The 18,316-nt window shown below is 63.8% G+C and carries 10 protein-coding genes and 1 pseudogene; 7 read left to right on the top strand and 4 right to left on the bottom strand.

The genetic code is table 11. From position 1 onward, the window contains the following. Positions 1-780, bottom strand: a pseudogene (locus tag ACIBH1_RS48235) (hypothetical protein); the annotation flags it as partial. Positions 781-944: 164 nt separating this feature from the next. On the opposite strand from ACIBH1_RS48235, the gene ACIBH1_RS48230 reads away from it, so the two are divergent. Then, a complete protein-coding gene (locus ACIBH1_RS48230; protein WP_397320883.1) occupies positions 945-1,778 on the top strand; it encodes a UbiA family prenyltransferase in 834 nt (277 codons plus the stop codon). Positions 1,779-1,975: 197 nt separating this feature from the next. Here the strand turns inward: ACIBH1_RS48230 and ACIBH1_RS48225 are convergent, their stop codons facing one another. Then, on the bottom strand, positions 1,976-3,133 hold the full coding sequence (locus tag ACIBH1_RS48225; protein ID WP_397320882.1) for an NAD(P)/FAD-dependent oxidoreductase: 1,158 nt from the start codon (positions 3,131-3,133) through the stop codon (positions 1,976-1,978). 378 nt (positions 3,134-3,511) lie between these two features. Between ACIBH1_RS48225 and ACIBH1_RS48220 the strand changes: the two genes are divergently transcribed. Both ACIBH1_RS48220 and ACIBH1_RS48215 read left to right on the top strand, forming a co-directional pair. Then, positions 3,512-3,805: a DUF2637 domain-containing protein gene (locus ACIBH1_RS48220; protein WP_397320881.1), complete on the top strand. Its 294-nt coding sequence runs from the start codon at positions 3,512-3,514 to the stop codon at positions 3,803-3,805. A gap of 682 nt (positions 3,806-4,487) precedes the next feature. Then, positions 4,488-5,534 (top strand): DNA cytosine methyltransferase, encoded by a 1,047-nt coding sequence (locus ACIBH1_RS48215; RefSeq protein WP_397320880.1) that lies wholly within the window; start codon positions 4,488-4,490, stop codon positions 5,532-5,534. A gap of 27 nt (positions 5,535-5,561) precedes the next feature. Here ACIBH1_RS48215 and ACIBH1_RS48210 read toward each other — a convergent pair whose 3' ends face one another. Then, entirely contained in the window at positions 5,562-6,008 is a 447-nt protein-coding gene (locus ACIBH1_RS48210; protein ID WP_397320879.1) for a very short patch repair endonuclease, read from the bottom strand. A gap of 51 nt (positions 6,009-6,059) precedes the next feature. Then, on the bottom strand, positions 6,060-6,716 hold the full coding sequence (locus tag ACIBH1_RS48205; protein WP_397320878.1) for a hypothetical protein: 657 nt from the start codon (positions 6,714-6,716) through the stop codon (positions 6,060-6,062). Between the two features lie 119 nt (positions 6,717-6,835). Here ACIBH1_RS48205 and ACIBH1_RS48200 point away from each other — a divergent pair, with 119 nt between their 5' ends. From ACIBH1_RS48200 to drmB, 4 genes are read left to right on the top strand one after another with little or no spacing between them, the layout of a single operon-like run. Continuing rightward, complete coding sequence (locus ACIBH1_RS48200) at positions 6,836-11,599, top strand: DEAD/DEAH box helicase (RefSeq protein ID WP_397320877.1); 4,764 nt, start codon at positions 6,836-6,838, stop codon at positions 11,597-11,599. Beyond that, positions 11,596-13,179, top strand: coding sequence for an NERD domain-containing protein (locus tag ACIBH1_RS48195; protein WP_397320876.1), 1,584 nt, complete (start codon positions 11,596-11,598; stop codon positions 13,177-13,179). The genes ACIBH1_RS48200 and ACIBH1_RS48195 overlap by 4 nt, the downstream gene beginning before the upstream one ends. Then, positions 13,176-16,310: a helicase-related protein gene (locus ACIBH1_RS48190; protein WP_397320875.1), complete on the top strand. Its 3,135-nt coding sequence runs from the start codon at positions 13,176-13,178 to the stop codon at positions 16,308-16,310. The genes ACIBH1_RS48195 and ACIBH1_RS48190 overlap by 4 nt, the downstream gene beginning before the upstream one ends. After that, positions 16,307-18,124: a DrmB family protein gene (drmB, locus tag ACIBH1_RS48185; protein ID WP_397320874.1), complete on the top strand. Its 1,818-nt coding sequence runs from the start codon at positions 16,307-16,309 to the stop codon at positions 18,122-18,124. The genes ACIBH1_RS48190 and drmB overlap by 4 nt, the downstream gene beginning before the upstream one ends. Positions 18,125-18,316: the final 192 nt, after the last annotated feature.

Genomic DNA, 18,316 nt, shown 5'->3' with positions numbered 1-18,316 from the left:
ACCACCGCCGCGTTCCGCGTTCGGCCCTGCACCGCCGCGTTCCGCGTTCGGCCCTGCACCGCCGCGTTCCGCGTTCGGCCCTGCACCGCCGCGTTCCGCGTTCGGCCCTGCACCGCCGCGTTCCACGCTTGGCCGTCCACCGCCGTGAGCCGCGTTCGGTCCTGCACTGCCGCGTTCCGACCCACACAGCACCACCGCCGCGGCGCCGTCGCCGAACAGCGCGCTGGCCACCAGACTCGCCGTGGAGCCATCCCCCGGCTGCAGGGTGAGAGTACACAGCTCGACCGACAACAGCACCGCCACATGATCGGGATGGCCGAGCAGGTAGTCGTGCACGCGTGCGATCCCCGCCGCGCCGGCGACACACCCCAGCCCGAAGATCGGGAGCCGTTTGACGTCAGGCCGCATCCCGAGACGCGTGGCGACACGAGCGTCGATCGACGGCACCGCGATCCCCGTGACCGACGTGAACATGATCAGATCCACGTCACCCGGCTCCAGACCGGCCTTATCCAAAGCCCCGGAGACGGCGCGCATGCCCAGTTCCACCGCAGCGGAGACGAACGCCTCGTTGGCCGCGCCGAAGCCATCGAGCTTGGCGTAGTCCTCCAGGGGCAACGCCAGATGGCGGTAGTCGACCCGCGCACTGCTGTGCAGCCGGTTCAGTAGTGTGCGGTCGGCGCCTTCGGGGAGGAAGGCTCGTGCGGCCAGTTCGGTCAGCTCGGCTTGCGGATAGCGGTTTTCGGGCACGACTGCATGAACGGCCGCGATTCTGGTCATCTAGGTGATTTGCCCGCGAGCCTGGTTACTATGCCGTGCGAACGGCGATGATCTCGACTACCTGTGTCGTGCCATGCTGCTCCACTCTGCTGCTCTTCCCATCCCATCCCATCCCTTCTCTTCTTCTCTGCTCTTCTCTTCTCTTCTCTTCTCTGCGGACGGCGGTGATCTCGGCGAAAACGCTCAGAGGACTGGTGGGCAGCTGCCATCCGGGCCCCACCGCCGCCGTCACTCTCCTGGTCGCCGCCATCATCGTGGCCAGCGGGCGCGACGTCGCAGGCTGCGTCGTGGCCACCGCCGCCGTGCTGACCGGCCAGCTGTCCATCGGTTGGTGCAACGACGCGGTCGACGCTGAACGCGACGCAGCCGCCGGCCGGACGGCCAAGCCGATCGTGGCGGGCCTGGTGAGCGTCCGGCTCGTACGTGCCTCGGCCTTCACCGCCCTGGCCCTCTGCGTGCCGCTGTCGCTGGCTTCCGGGCTGGCGGCGGGCCTGGTCCACCTGGCCGGCGTCGGCGCGGCCTGGGCCTACGATCTGTGGCTCAAAGCCACCATGCTGTCCTGGCTGCCCTACGTGATCGGCTTCGGCTCCCTCCCGGCCTTCGTCACACTCGGCCTGCCGGGCGCGCCATGGCCCGCATGGTGGGCGGTATCAGCCGCCGCACTCCTGGGACTCGGCGCCCACCTGGCCAACGTGCTCCCAGACCTCGAGGCCGACCTCGCCGGCGGCATCCGCGGCTGGCCCCAACGCCTGGGCCGCACAGGCATCGCCGTCCTGCTGCCCCTCCCGCTCGTAGCTGCCACCGCCCTCCTCGCCTTCGGCCCGTACGGCACAGCGTCCGCTTTGTCCTGGGGAGCTCTCGTCCTGGCGTGCATCGTCACCGCCGCGGGGCTGACGATGATGCGACGGGCACCCAAAGCGCTGTTCGCCGCAGCGGTCGCGGTCGCCGGGATCGACGTGATCCTCCTGATCACCAACGGCGCCCGGCTCACCGGCTGACCAGCGCGCTCATGTTCCTTCGCGCTAACGGCGCCTGTCTCGCGGCCTCCACGGCTCGGCAGCGCGCTCATGCTCCCCCGCGCCCAGCGACGCCCGGCTCTCCGGCTGGCCAGCACGCTCATGCTCCTCCGCGCCAACGGTGCCCGGTTCTCCGACTGAGCAGCTCGCCCACGCTGTTCCCGCCAACGGCACCCGGCTCACCGACTTCTGCGACCGACCAGGGCACTCACGCTCCTCCCCGCCCAGCGCCCCACCACGGCACCGGCCAGCGACGCCGGAACCGTGCCCGCCCCGAGCCCCACTTCCACCAGCAGATCGAAGACCTCCGGCCGACGCGCAGCAGTGGCGATGGCCGCGTCAATGAACCCGGGCGACTGCGCGGCACGGGCCAGCACATCGGTGGTCCGAAGGTGACGCCCAAGCGCCGCCCGCAGCTCCCGACGGTAGGCGCCCAGCGGATCATCAGGCGCAAGCACCGCCGCCTGTCCAGCCAGCCGCCCGGACAACAGCGCGTAATAGATACCCTCACCCGTCAAGGGGTTGATGAGACTGGCCGCGTCCCCCGCCAACAACACCCGCCCGACCCCAGGCTTCGGCCGACCGGGCGACAACGGCAGATGATGGGCACGCAACTCCCGCGCCGGCAGGTCGGGCAGCAGCTCCCGCAGCCGCCCATGCAATACCTCACGCCCCGGCCGCCCCGTAGCGTGCAGCGTGGGCAGAAGCATCCCGAACCCCACATTGGCCGTCCCGTCGCCAATCGGAAACGCCCAGGCATAAGCGGGCCACCCGGCCCTCTGCATGGCAATCAGCTGAGCATCTTCCGTGTCCGGCAGATCGGCATACCCCCGAACCGCGATCGCCGTGTGCCGCTCCGGCGTCGCCCGCGCACCGAGCAGGCGCCGAACGACAGAATTCGCCCCATCAGCAGCCACCACCACAGCAGCCGTCAACGCGTCATCAACCCTGACCCGCCCTGCCTCAGCAACCAGCGATCGCACCCGATGACGGCGAACCTCCACCCCACGAGCCCGTGCAGCCTCAACCAGCCGGGCATCGAACACCATCCGCGGCACGACATGATTGGGCCGCGCAACCGTCGCCGAAACCCGCACACCACCCGGCGAAATCACCGACAGACGCTGCGTCGGCCGATAATCGGCCAGGAGCTCAGGCAACCCAAGCAACTCGAGCTCGTCCCGCCCATGAGCGGCGATGCCGTCACCACACGCCTTGTCCCGCGGAAAGTCGTCCCGATCCAGTAGCAGAACCGAGGCATCCGGCCGCAACTGCTTGGCCCGCAAAGCCGCAGCCGCCCCAGCCGGGCCACCCCCGATCACCAGCACATCCCACACGGCTGCCACATCGGGTCTCTTCCACTCTCAGGTGGGGCGAAACGGGAATGGAGGCGGGACTAGTGTCCGCTCGATGCTAATCCGCCGCTTGTGCATAGGTGCTGTGCCCGCCCCGGATCGCTCGAGACCCTTCCGGCAGGAACGAGCTGGCAACTGAGCGGCTCTCTGCTGCCTTCGCCTGCCGAACGAGAAGGCCTGCGGCCAGGAAACCAGGTCATCCACGATGACTAGGTGCCCCCGGCAGGTCACGGCGCAAAACCACAGCACTCCAGAGGCGCCGCGTGGGCGCCTCGTTGTCGAGGTCCGTGTGGAGGCGGTCAAAGGCGAGGGCTGTCGATGACTCCAGACCGTTGGATTCTCTGAACGACCACCTCATCGGTGGTCCTTGTCGCGGCGATCGCGGCCGTCGTGTCCTACCGTCACATGCACGAACTCGCGTTGCGACACGGGGAGAGCGAACTGGGCGCCGCTCTGGTCCCGCTCGCTGTCGACGGCATGATCGTGGCCTCGTCGATGTCCACTCTGCTGGCCAGCCGCTATGGACGTCGTGGGGGAGCTCTGGCCTGGGTTCTGCTGGTCATCGGAAGCCTGGCAAGTCTCGAGGCCAATGTGGCCGTCGCTGACCCAACTCCTATTGCACGGCTCATCGCGGCCTGGCGGCGGTCGCGCTGATCGGGGCGTACGAGATGCTCATGGGGCAGATTCGCTATGGCCGATCCCCTCACCCCGGGCAGTGCGGTCCAGCGGAGCAAGAGACGCCCGACCTGGACCTGCGGAGGGCGGCGTGGCATTGGGCCGCTCGACAACAGACTCCCGGACGGAGGACTACCGCCTGGGAGACTCATAGCGAACCAGTTCTCTCGTAGCGCCAGGTGGGGACGTTGGATCAAGAGCGCCAGCGTGGCAGGGGAACTCGAGTGACGCCATTCGCTGTCCGTGGCGCGCCGCATTCTCCCGGGTTGGGGGGAACCAATCAATTGATCGTGGTGGCGCGGTGCTCAGGCGGGTTCAAGCAGCGTTCTTCGTCCCCGCCCATGAGACCGAAGAACTCCTGCGTCCCTACGTCTGGCATCGCCTGTGTCGCGCACTCAGAGCCACCGGATATCTGGAATACGGCCATCCCAGGCCTACCACCACATGATCCTCCTCCCGCTCCGGGATCTCCAATTGTGTATGGCTGAGCGGTACAGGGTCAGCCCGCGCGAAGCTGACGCGACTTCACCAAGACGGCACGTCTTGCAGGGTCCGCACGCGCCGAGGACGAGTATGTCTTCCGCTGGCTGGCCAGCACGATCAGCCACTACACTCACCCGGACATCGATATGCCCACGATGGCCGCCAACCAGGAGTGCAAGTGCCCCAGCTCCCCGAGATCGTTGATCTGTTCGCCGGTCCGGGTGGGTGGGACATAGCCGCGCGATGGTTCAACGTGCCGGCGGTGGGCATCGAGTGGGATGTCGATGCCTGCCAGACTCGCCTGGCGGCGAAGTTGGATACCCGTGAAGGTGACGTCCGTAAGTACGGCCCCGCAGACTTCGACCGCGCCTCCGCTCTAGCAGGAAGTCCTCCCTGTCAGACGTACACCGTCGCCGGGGCGGGCAAGGGGCGTGAAGCGCTGGATCGCGTGCTGTATTTCGCTGAACGGATGGCTGCGGGCGAGGACGTCACCGCTCGCCTCGGTGGACTGGACGATGAGCGAACGGCATTGGTGCTGGAGCCCCTTCGGTGGGTGATCGAAGCGAAGAAGGCCGGACGCCCGTACGAGGTGATCATGCTGGAGCAGGTCCCCTCGGTCCTTCCTGTGTGGAAAGCCATGAAGTGGATCCTCGAAGGAATGGGCTATTCAGCTGACTACGGAATACTTCGTGCCGAGGAGTTCGGCGTGCCGCAGACCCGTCGTCGAGCCGTATTGATCGCCCGCTTGGAAGGGGTCGCCAGGCTTCCTAAGCCAACGCATCGCCCTTATGACAAGAAGGTGTCGCGCCGGGCCGGAGACCAGAGCCGCCTTCCGTGGGTATCCATGGGAGATGTCCTCACACGACCAGAGCCGTTCGTCGTGATATCCAACTACGGAACAGGTGGCGATCCCAAGGCAAGAGGCCGCCGCACGTCTTCCGAGCCTGCTTTCACCGTCACCGGAAAGGTCTCTCGGAATCGAGTCGAAACGATGGACGGCCGAGACGCGAACCCTGCCCGCATCACTCTCCCCGAAGCCGGACAGCTGCAGACTTTCCCAACCGACTACCATTGGAGTGGTCGCGACATCTCCCAACAGATCGGCAACGCCATTCCCCCCCGCCTTGCCGCTTATATCATCGCAGCGGCGTTGAACCTCGGAGACGAAGCACTCCGGGAGATCTTTCCGGACCTCGCCGTAGCAAGAACGAATATAGATACGTGATCGCCAATTCGACAGGCGAAAAGATTCCTATCCGGTTCCACTGGCATGTGGCATGACAGACTTGCGACGATCATTGACCAGTTCCGCGATCATCGCAGCCGCTTCGGATGGATCCTCGTGTTCCCATACACGCACGGCAAGCCATCCAACAGCCTCCAGACGAGCGTCGGTGTCGGCATCGCGGCTACGGTTGAGCTCAATCTTCGATCGCCAGAACTCCTGATTGTTTCGCGGCCATGTCCCATGTTCAGGACAGCCGTGCCAGAAGCATCCGTCAACGAATACCGCCACCCGGACGGGGCCGAAGACCACGTCCGCTTCACGTCGCAGGCCGGAAATCGGTTTCTTATGGATTCTGTATCGCATGCCACGCTTGTGCAGTTCGCGGCGGAGCCAGATCTCTGCATTCGTATTCCGGCTGCGCTGCCTGCTCATCCGATCACGTGTTGCATCAGTGGCTGAAAGCCTGTTCATATTCGTCTTGCCGTCCCTTCAGAGCGATCAGGGATATTCAGCCTGCCCAGGTCACAGCAATAAACGGTAGCTTCCCGGCGCCAGAGATGAATCCTCATCGACAGAGTGAATGTCCCACCCCTCGTCCCGCAGGTCGTCGATGGCACTCCTCCAGTTGCTGGACTTGGCAACATGATCAAGATCCTCACGGTCAGCCGCCTCAGGGCTGATGGCCTGCAGATAGGCCAGGATGCGCTTGCCGACCGTGCCGCCGCCCTTTCGAATGTCCGAGGCCAGCCGCCACTTCCTCGCCAGGGCTTCGTCCGGCTCTGCTCGGAGCAGGATGTACTGATCGGAGCGCAGTTCTCTGGACTGCACCCCGCTCTCGATAGGCCAGCCATGCTCGACACGTAGCTCGCGGACGCGACGCGACCACTCAGCGATCCCGGAAACCCCTGACAACTCCGGACCAGAAACGATCTCACCGACATGCCTCAGCAGATACCGAAGCAGACGCTTCTGAGCTCCACCCATCCCGAGGAGGACACCGACGCGCGCCATGTGCTCACGATGCAGCGCCATACTGAGCCCCACAGCAGCGCTGGCATCCTGCCAATCGTCTTCCGTCACCTCGGCTGCATTGACGATCTTGTCCAGGTGGTCGGTGGCGACCTTCAACGCGTCGCGCGCACCGGCGATAGCGGCGCGTAGCTCCTCGTCTGATCGCATGGGCACAGTCTGACACGCGCTGCCCTGTACGATCCGAGATCTCCGGTTGTACATTGCCCTTCCGGTGAACTCGGCAGCAACCTTGCTCAATCTCGCAATGATCTACCAACCGCATTGGCATGGACGCCGACCGCCTGGGGAACTTCACGCTGAAGAATTCCGCTTCGGCCGGAGGCGCTTTGCTGAGGGATGACCATGGTGAACGCACGACGGGGGCACGAGTGACCAGAGACGCCGCCTGGGGGCAGGAAGACCCGAATCTGGTTCACTGGCTCGCACAGCATCGCACAAGCACACTCGGGGCGTATACAGCGGATCGGCTCCTTCTCGGGGAACACGCCAACCAGGAGGACAGCTACAGGACCGGGGGCTACTCACGGCGGCAGATCCTCGAACTCGTCCAGAACGCCGCCGACGCGCAATACGAGGACCAGCCGGGGCGAGTCGAAGTACGGCTGATCGGCGACACCCTGTACTGCGCCAACGAAGGTGAGGCCTTCACCCAAAGGGGTCTCGAAGCCATCTGCCACGCCTTCCTCAGCGACAAGCGAGACGAAGAGATCGGCCGGTTCGGTCTCGGATTCAAAGCCGTACTGGGCATCACCGACTCCCCAGCCGTCCTCAGTCGATCAATTAGCTTCTGCTTCGACGCTGAGCGCGCCGCCGAAGAGTTTCGCGCCTTGGATCCGGCGGCGACGAAGTTCCCCATCCTCCGTATGCCCGCCCATCTCGACGCGGCCGAGGCCATCGGTCAGGATGCATCACTGGGCGAATTGGCCGCCTGGGCGACCACCATCATCCGCTTGCCCATGTCGAACGGCGCCGCTCGATTGGCGGAGGAACTCGCACACTTCCCAGTGGAGTTCCTCTTGTTCGTACCCAGGGTGTCAGCTCTACGGATCGTGATCGACCGTCCCGGATCCGCACAAGTCGAGCTGGAACACACGTGCATCGCCCTCGCCGACGGAGTGCGGCGCCTGAAAACTCAAGATCGCGAGCCTTCCGACTGGCGGGTGTGGCATGCGTCCCACCATCCCTCGCCCCAAGCCCTGAAAGAGGTCAGCGAAGCCATCAGGCGCTCGAAAGTCAATGTCGCCTGGGCAGCGCCGCTGACCGGTGATGTCTCCGCTCTCGGACGGTTCTGGGCCTACTACCCACTGACCGAGACAACGTCACTGCGTGGCATCGTCAACGCTCCGTGGCAGGTCAACGACGATCGCACCAGCCTCCTGCGGGGCCGGTTCAATGAGGAGATCCTTGAGCGAGTCGCGGCTCTGGTGATGGAGGGTCTCCCGACCCTGAGCATCGCAGGAGACCCTGCGCGCCACTTCGACTACCTCCCCGCGCGAGGCCGTGAAGCCCCCAACTTCGCCGACCGATTCCTGGCTGCTCGCATCCCCCAAATGGTCGCCGCAGGTCACTGCATCCCGGACCGTGATGGGGTCCTCCGCCGCGTCAACGATTTGCGCTTCCCCCACCTGGAGCGCGTTCGGTTCGATCCCGCCTTGATCAAGGCGTGGTACTCCTCACCCGGATGTCCCCGCTCGGTACCCCACATCGACTGCTTTCGTAGCCCGACCCGACAGGCACGTCTGCGTAGTCTCATCCGGGCCGACGACACCCGCGCAGCCGCGGTCGAACTGGACGCAGCAGACTGGCTACAGCAGATCATCGGTAATGCAACGGACGCGGAGTGCGCTTCGGCCCTCCGCGTCGTCATGGTTGCGAAGGACGAGAACACCCGTCGCGAATTCCTCTCCGCCAGGATTCTCCCTGACGAGCACGGACGACTCCGAGCGCTGAAATCAGCCGGAGACCTCTTCCTCCGCGGGGACGTACTGACCAGCCAGGCCGAGATAGGCCTGGTGAGACAGTCCCTACTGACCCTTCCCGACGTCGAACGATTCCTTCGCGAACTCGGGTTCAAGGACGTAGATCCAGGCCACGAGCTCGCCAAACTGACTGGAACGACCACGAAGAAGTGGACTGGCACCGAATGGGCCGAGTTCTGGCGCTTGGTCTCCGAGGTGCCCAAGTCCGTGGCCGAGCAGCACCTGGAGGAGCACCTCGCCACCGGGCATCGACTCAAGGTAAAAAGCCAAAACGGCTGGTGGCACCACTCGGATGAGGTGATCATCTCAGGCCTGGTGGCGCCCCGAAACCCGGCAGTGGTGCTCCACGAGGAATTCCGGCACGATCTACCGCCTGACCTGCTGCGACGCCTAGGTATCGCTACTCGCCCATTGACCAGCCGAGCTTTGGGCCACGACTCGACGTATTTGGAGTACCTCCGGCTGACCAGAACGGCCTACCTGTCGAAGCTGCCGGTACGCGGGCGCCCATCCGACAGAGAGCTCGGGTTTATCGACCACGATCCCGTGGGGCCGCTACACATGCTTCGCAAATTCCGCGATTCCGGCGATCTTGAGGCATGCACAGGTTGGACCCAGGCCCTCCTCGAACTCGAGGTCCCCGACACATGGCTGTTCGGCCATCTCACTCGGAAGTCCTTTCCCCGCGACCCCGTTCTGGCCCCCTCTGTGTGGGCAGCCCAGGAATACGGGCTCCTGGCCACCTCATGGGGGCCGCGGACCGCAGCAGGCAGTTTGGCCCGGTCGGTGTCGGCGTACGCTCCCCTTCTTCCTGTCGCCGAAGCCCCAGCAAGCGACAAGCTGCCTCTCACCCAATCTCTCGACCAGATCTCTCCGGACATTTGGCGGGAATTTCTGGATCGAATACCGGCCACGCAGGATCCGTGGACTCTCGGCGCGCTGGTCGCTGAAGCAGCTCGCCGAGTGCCCAAGGACCAGGTTCCCGAGTATGTCCCTGCGCTCAGCGGCATCACAGGGTGTCGAGTCCTGCGGAGGGATGTCCTCATCGCCAGAACTGAGGAGGAACGACGAGTTCTCGCTGAACGTCGGCCGGCCTACATCGCGGTCTCCGATGAGGCGCTCGCCACGGTTCTGGTCGAGAAGTGGGGATGCGCTTTCGCCTCCTCCCAACTGAGGGTGGAGGTGCTGGCCGAGAGCCCGGCTGAACCCGTCGTTGTGTTGGATCGTTACAGGGGCCTCCGCCCGCTGGCAGCCGAGAGCCTCAACCATGTCGAGCTCATCGAATGCGGCGAACTCTTCCGACAGATCACCGGTCCAGACGGTGTGGACCGCGAGCCGGCTGATCTTTTGCGTGACGGCGAGGTTGTCTACCATCGCGCTGCTCTGCGGGATGAGGACCTTCTCCTGCGGCTCGCAGAAGAGTTCGGCATCGAGCTGACGTCGATTTCCATCAGCCGGATTCTCGACGATGCTCAGGACGAGGCAATCGAGCGGAACATCGCGCTTTGTCACGCTGAGCGTGACCATTCCAAGAAGCTGCTCCTTCTGCTTGATGCGGCCATGCTTGAAGCAAGGCTCCCGACAGGGCTGCTGGAGACCGTGCGCAAGCTCGGTGACAACCAGGGCGCACAACAGGTCGCCAGACTTCTGATCGACGTCTATGGCTACGACGTACTGAGAGAGCTTCGTCACGATCTGCAGAATGCCGGATACCCCGTTCCCGACCGGTGGGCCGGAAGTCCGCCTGCCGTGGGCTTTGTCCGCAGACTCGGCTTTCCTACCGAGTACGCCGGTGAGCGCGGTTCGCACCTCGAACCCGACTTGACAGTTTTCGGCCCTCCTCGCCTTGGCCCTCTGCATCCTTACCAGCAGGAACTTGCCCTCAGGATCCGATGCCTCATCGACGAGCGGGACCGAGGCTTGTTGTTCCTGCCGACCGGCGCGGGGAAGACCAGGGTGACTGTCCATGCGTTGGCCACGGCGTTCCTCGAAGACGGACTGACGGGCCATCTCCTGTGGGTCGCTCAGAGCGAAGAACTATGTGAACAGGCCGTGCAGACGTGGTCCACCGTCTGGCGGGACCTCGGCGACGATCGTGCCCTCAGAATTTGCCGGCTCTGGGATCGCAACGAGATCACCGCAGGTGAGAACGAACTCATGGTGGTCGTGGCCACCGACGCGAAACTCGCGATCTGCCGCGACAACCCGGACTATGCGTGGCTGGCCGAGCCGGCTGCGGTCGTGATCGACGAGGCACACGAGGCAACCGGTACGGACTACACCAAGTTCCTGGCGTGGCTCGGACTGGATGCACACCGCACGAGCAGGCCATTGCTGGGACTGACGGCGACGCCGTTCAAGGGAACCGACAAGGAAATGACGCGAAGATTGGCCGGTCGGTTCGGCAATAATATGATCGACGTCCTCGGCGAGGACCCCTATGGGGTCCTGCAACGCTTGCGGATCTTGTCCCGCATCGAACACCAGGTACTTGACGGTGGGGCAGTGCCACTCGACGCCGACGAAGCCGCGATCACCGAGCGAACACGACTGCTGCCCTCTCGGGTCTTGGAGCGCATCGGACGTGACGAGGCCAGAACGCTGCGGCTGCTGGAGCATATTGAGGGCCTGCCATCGGACTGGCAGATCTTGGTGTTCGCAGCGTCCGTGCTGTCGGCCCAGGTTCTGGCAGCCCTCCTGCGGGTGCGAGGGATCTCCGCGGCCTCGATCAGCGGATCGACGCGCACCCACGAGCGGCGCAGGAACATCGACCGATTCCGGAATAAGGACGTCCGGGTTCTCACCAACTGTAATGTCCTGACTCAAGGTTTCGATGTCCCCGCTGTGAGAGCGCTGTACATCGCCCGCCCCACCTTCAGCCCCAACGCTTACATCCAGATGGTCGGACGTGGATTGCGGGGACCAGCCAATGGGGGTGATTCCCATTGCCTTGTCGTCAACGTTGACGACACATTCGGGCAGTTCGGAGAACGTCTCGCCTATCGGGAGTTCGACTACCTCTGGGATAGACAGGGCGGACAAGACACATGAAAATGATCCCGGCCATCGAGAGCCTCGGCCACATCCAGAGCCGTGCGGAGCGTCAAGTCGCAGAGCTCCTCACTCAAGTCGACCTCGGCGAGCCTACGACTTGCCTGTACTCGGTGAGACTGCCGGTCCACGAATACAAGCGGATGGCCGAAGTGGACTTCCTGGTGGTGTGGAACGACACAGTCTTGGTCATTGAGGTGAAGGGCGGACGCATCAGTCGTAACGATGGGCTATGGACGTTTACCGATCGCTACGGCCAACCCCATCGCAAACGTGAAGGCCCATTCGAACAAGCCAGCTCGGCAATGTTCGCTCTAGGGCAGCGCCTCAAGGATCGTCTCCCGAGCCTCGACGTCGCCTTCGGCTTTCTCGTGGTGACTCCAAATCAAGAGCTCGATCCCGATCTGGAGTGGGAGCCGGCCCAGCATGCCGGGCCACAGGCGATGACCGTGCATGGTATGGAGCGGGTGCTTCAACGCGCTCGCGCCTTCTGGCACCAACGTCTCGGCCATCCGGTACGAGGGGGTGCCTACAGGCAGTTGCTCAATGTGCTGCGGCCCGACTTTGATCGTGTGCCTACCCTGGCTGCACAGGTGATCGGCCTCGAACGGGAATACGTCCAACTGGCCGAACGCCAATATGATCTGCTCATCGGAGCCGAGAGCAACGATCGCATCGTGTGTACCGGCGGTGCTGGATCAGGGAAGACGTTGCTCGCCGTGGAAACGGCTCGTCGCGCTGCGACCTCCGGCCATAAAGTCATATTGACATGCCGTTCCGTGCTTCTGGCTGATTTCCTCCGTGATGCCCTCGGCGACTGTGGCGTCATATGCGGCGCATTGACCGAACTAGACGGAATACCGCCCGCCGACGTACTGATCGTCGACGAAGCCCAAGATCTGATGGATGTCGACGCTCTGTTGCGCCTGGACGGGATGCTGCAAGGAGGCTGGGCCGACGGACGCTGGAGAATCTTCTGTGACCCCAACAACCAGGCGAACGTCGATGGCTCATTCGATCAAGAAGCATTTCGGGAACTCGTGGGTTCTGCCTCGTCCATCCACCTGCCCTACAACTGCCGCAACACCTCCCCGGTGGTTCGGCAGACCCATCTCGTCACTGGTGCGGACCTCGGTGTGGCGAGAGCAGGGGCAGGCCCCGCCGTCATGTACGAGCGCTACGAGGACGACCTTCATGCGGCCAAGCTGCTGGACTCCTACCTGGGCAAACTCCGGCAAGAGGGGGTTGATCTGGCCGAGGTTGCCGTCGTGACCCTTCGCGACAGTTCGCCGATCAGCTCCGCAGCCCGATCCAAAGCATTCCGTTCCGGCAGGCTCACGGATAATCCCGATGCGAGAACACGACGTACCAGTACGGCTCAGCTGGTTACAACAGCACAGATCAAGGGACTGGAAGCAGCGCACGTCTGCCTGGTCGATGTTGAGGACATCAACGACCCCATCGGGGCAGCTCGACTCTACGTGGCCATGACCAGACCCAGAATCAGCCTTTGGCTTGCCGTCAGCGCCGCTGCCTGGCAGCAGATCGAACAGGGTCACAGCAGAGGAGCCACACAATGAATCGCCGCGAACCGATCAGTGTGCGCCAAGACTTGCTGAACTACCTGCGCAAACAATACCTAGGGCCCGCCTCAGGCGATGACGAGATACTCGCCACCAGGCCGGAGCACACCTACCTCGTCGGCACTCTCTATCCACAAGGCCTGGCCGGAGAACGGCACTTCGGCGACAGCCTTGGGGCCGATGCCCACGACGAGGAATTGGACGAACCCATCGAGATGGCCAACAGTTGGCATCCGGCTTCCGCGGCCATCTCCTTCCTTCACGACGCACCTCAGATGCGCTGTCAGATCACCGCAGGCACCTACGAGAAGGAACCGAACGGCCGCCGCAGCAACTGGAAGAGACATCATTGGCAGGGCGAAGCATTCCTACGCGCAGATGGTACGGCTGAGGACAACAGGATCGATCTTTTCGACGGACGCGCGCGGTTGATCTGTGTCTGGAGGCGAACAGGCAGCGCCTGGCTCGTCACTGTCGCCTTGGAGAATCTCGCCGAGCACGACGAGGCGGAATCTCCACCGCCAGCAGAGCTGTGCCTTTTCCAGGCCGCCTTCATCTGCCATGTCCAAGGCGGCCGTGTCCTGCCGTACCCCAGCAGCGCCGATCTGTCCGACGACCCCGAGGACCAGGAACTCCGACTTCTCTACCGGCACCGCCGCGTCTACGGCATCGGACACGGATGCTCCGTCGACTGGACCACGGATGACGACGGGGAGGTTCGCAGCGTGCGGACGGAAATGCTGCCCAGTACGATCGTCCTGGGCGTCGCGTCTCCCGGAAGCGAGAGCCAGGTGCTCCGCTTGGCCCATCTGGCGGACGAATCAGTCGACACCGGCACCCTTTGTCGAGAGCTCACAGCCTTCGTCCATGAATACGAAGACTGGATCGCTGATCGATCACGCGAGGCCGACGACCTGGAGCAGTTCCACCGACCGGCCGCTCAAAGACTCCTCGGCCGCATACAGCGTGCAGCCGCACGAATGCACGAGGGGGTCGCCCTCCTCAGGCAGAACCCGAAATACCTGCTTGCTTTTCGACTCGCCAATGCAGCCATGTACGAACAGATCCGCCAAACCCGACACGTAAAGGATTATCCAGGCGTACTAGGGCTACCTCTACCCGAGAGAGGTCCCGCCGAGGAACCTCACTGGCGTCACTTCCAACTCGGATTTCAGCTCCTCAGCCTGGCGTCGACCGCAGATCGATCGCACTCTGACCGCGATGTCGTCGATCTCATATGGTTCCCCACCGGCGGCGGGAAGACCGAAGCCTACCTTGGGCTCGCGGCCTTCGAGATGATCCGCAGACGGCTCGTGGACGGCCTTCGTGGAGGCGGTACCGCAATCCTCACCCGTTACACCCTCCGGCTCCTGACCAGCCAGCAGTTCCAGCGGGCGGCCACGCTGATCTGCGCCCTGGAACGACTTCGAGAAGGCCATGCCGCGCTGCGGGACGCTCCACCCTTCAGCATCGGCCTGTGGGTCGGCGGTGACACGACCCCAAACAATTACAAGGATGCACTCGATCGCACCAAAGAGCTCTTTCTTGCCCAAAAGCCAGAGAACCCTTTCCAGCTTCAGAATTGCCCGTGGTGCGGCACTCTCATCGTCCCGAAACGGCGGCAACCGAACGCTCCTGGCGGAGGGCCAAGCCCTGCTTATGGGGTTAGAGCCACTAAGAGCACGTTTGAGCTCTTCTGCCCGCACACGGATTGCGCGTTCCACGAACTCCTGCCCGTAAGCGTCGTTGACGATCAGATCTTCGCCGAGCCTCCGACCTTGGTCTTGGCTACCGTCGATAAGCTTGCCCGTCTCCCCTGGGTTCAAGACGCCGGCCGGATCTTCGGAAGGGGCTCCGTACCGTACAACGCGCCCAGTCTGGTGATCCAGGATGAGCTCCACCTACTGTCCGGCCCGCTCGGAACGACGGTCGCGTTGTACGAGGCCGCTATCCATGCCCTGCTCGGCTGGGATGGAAGCAGGCCCAAGATTGTTGCATCGACAGCCACCATCCGCGCGGCGAGCGAACAGGTGCGTGGCCTTTACGGCGCATCCGTGGAGCTGTTCCCTCCCGGTGGACTCGATGCCGACGACAGCTACTTCGCGCACACGGACAAGTCAAGCGCGGGCAGGTTGTACCTCGGACTGATGCCCCAGGCCTTCACTCAAGCCTCGGCCACAATCCTGAGCACTGTTGCCCTTCTCCAAGCTCCCGCCGTCCTGAAACTGTCCGGTGACGAGAGGGACGCATACTGGACGCTGGTCATCTATCACAACAGCCTTCGCGAACTGGGGCGTACGGTGACTCAGGTTCGCGATGACGTCGATGCCATGCTGCAGGCCCGCGGGACCGATGGCACGACCTTCCGCGAGCTCCGTGGCGACGGGGTTGTGGAACTCACGAGCAACGTCCCCGCCGACCAACTGCCGGAGATCATCACGCGTCTCGAACAGCGGGTCGAGCAAGGGGATGCCGTCGATGTGTTGGCCACAACCAACATGCTCTCTGTAGGCATAGACATCGGCAGGCTGGGAGTGATGCTCATGAACGGCCAGCCGAAGACCACCTCGGAGTACATCCAAGCCACCAGCCGGGTCGGCCGGTCCGCGGTTCCCGGCCTGGTCATCGCTCTGCTTCGGGCCAACAAGCCGCGGGACCGATCCCATTACGAGTCGTTCCGCGCCTACCACGAATCCCTGTACCGTCATGTCGAGCCCACAAGTGTGACCCCCTGGTCGTTGGCCTCCAGAGAGAGATCGCTGCGGGCTGCATTCGTCCTGCTCATACGCCATGGCGTCGGGCTGCGCCGAAAGGACCAGGCCGGAGAATTCTCGACCTACGATCCGCTTGTGCAGAGTGCACTTGCGCGGATGATCCAGGCTGCCCGCCTGGCCGATCCTGATGAGGCCGAGGCGAGCGAGCGTGAACTGCATCGGATCGCGGAGGAGTGGCACGAACGCGCGGAGGAGATCACCTCACGGGGAGAGCGGCTGTATTACTACGCTCGGGGCCAGGCTTCCCTGCTCAAAGACTTCGGAGCGGGCGGTGGGGGCTGGCCGACCGCGCATTCCATGCGATCTGTTGATCGCCAAGTCCGAATCATTGCTGTCGGAGAGGTGCCCCGATGAGAACCGTTCGGCTGAGCCAGACCATTTCTCCGTTTGGTGTCGGGGCCATCGTGGATGTCCTGGGCGAGTCGCTCATGGGCGTGGACATCAGCGAATGGCCCTATGAGCGAACCGTCAGGGTGGAGTCGAAGAGACTTGAGGAACGTCTCGGCGTGTTGGAGCTACGCTCGCCACCGAGCGTCCCAGCAAAGCCGTCCACCAATAGCCCAGGTATTCACTACCAGCGCTTCCCCCGCTGGCTGTTCTGTCAGGACTGCCGCCGAATGCAGCACTATCGCTCTCAGCAGGAAACCGGTCGACCTCCTCAATGCGGCCAGTGCAAGGGGAAGCTGGTGCCGATGCGATTCGTTGCAGTGTGCGCAACGAAGGGTCACATTCGGGACATCCCCTGGGATGGATGGGCACACTCCGAAGCCGAGTCCGACGCCCAGCGTCGTTGCCACGATCGCGTTCTCATCTTCGAGACAGCAGCCCAAGGCAACGAAGGACTATCAGGACTCGTCGTACGCTGTCGAACCTGTGGTGCCTCCCGCGATCTCGGCGACCTCCCGTCCAGAGGGGCACTCAAGCGGATCGGCGTAGGGTGTTCCGGCGGGCAACCCTGGCAGCGCAACACCCCACCCTGCGACGACCCTCTTGAAGTCTTGCAGCGCGGGGCGACCAACGTCACCTTGCCCGACACGACAACAGCGCTCGACATTCCCGAAGCATCAAGTGCTGTGCGGGACATCGCAGCGGAGGTACGTCAGCACCGCAACTTCGAGGATGTCCAAAGTGCACCTCATGGCCCCCGAGCAGCAATACTCATCGAGCTCATCGCCGAGGACCTCGGAGTCGAAGAAGGCCAAGTCCGCCAGGCCTTGAATGGCGACCCCAACGAGGTTCTGCGCGACGCACGGCGAGGCTTGCTCAGCGACGAGTGGGACGCCTTCCTCCAGGTGACTGGCTCTCCCGACGGACCTGTCGGAACGCCGGACTTCGTCATCAGCGCAACGAGATTCATACGCCCGGACCCTGATGTCTCGCCGGTGATCGTCCAACTGGACGGGTACGTCGACACGGTCGTGTTGGCACATCGGCTGCGTGAGATCCGTGTGCTGCACGGCTTCCGCCGCTATACCGGCGACGCCGATCTCGTCGACGTGAATCTGGGCAGAAGGGGACGTGGCCGATGGTTGCCTGCGATCGAATCATTCGGAGAGGGAGTGTTCATCTCACTCGATCAGGAGCGGCTGGCCGAGTGGGAGCGGCAGGAGGAGGTCCAGGAGCGAGTCGCGATCATCGAGTCGCGACGGCGCCGCAGCATTCTTGGGGCCCGCCTCTTCGAGGCGACTCCCCGCGCCGTGCTGCTCCACACGTTGGCGCACCTGCTGATGCGTCGACTCGCCTTCTCGTGCGGCTACTCCTCAGCTTCGCTACGTGAGCGTGTCTACGCCGAGACCACACCGCGGGCCGAAGCCGGACTCCTGATCTACACGGCAGCCGGAGATTCCGAGGGCACGCTCGGAGGACTCGTTCGCGAAGGAGAATCGCCCAGGCTCGCCCGCACGTTCGTCGCAGCTATCGAGGAGGCTGGCTGGTGCTCCTCAGACCCGCTCTGCAGGGAGAGCCGCGGGCAAGGGATGAACAGCCTCAATCGCGCGGCCTGTCACGGCTGTTCACTCGTCGCGGAGACGTCGTGCGAACGCTCAAATGTCCTGTTGGATCGAGTGCTGGTCGTAGGAGACGACACCATCCCGGGATTCTTCCAAGAGATCCTGGAAACCATCCGCGCAGAGACGGTATTCAGATCGCAACGGAGCATTCACGAGTAGCCGGTTCCCAGTTGAAGCGCTCCGGCTTCGATGGAGGCTCGTTCCCTTGAGAGGATCGAGTCATGGCAGCCAAGTCCCCCTACCCGGCCGAGCTGCCTAAGAGCTCCTAACAGAATGATCTCTGTCGTGGTTTGATCTCTCGCTGTAGCCCGAGTGAGAGGGACACGATGGCGAAGCTGAAGCCCTGGGAGG

The organism is Nonomuraea sp. NPDC050663 (genome assembly GCF_044456985.1).
Lineage (GTDB): Bacteria > Actinomycetota > Actinomycetes > Streptosporangiales > Streptosporangiaceae > Nonomuraea.
This window is presented reverse-complemented; position numbering and strand designations above follow the sequence as displayed.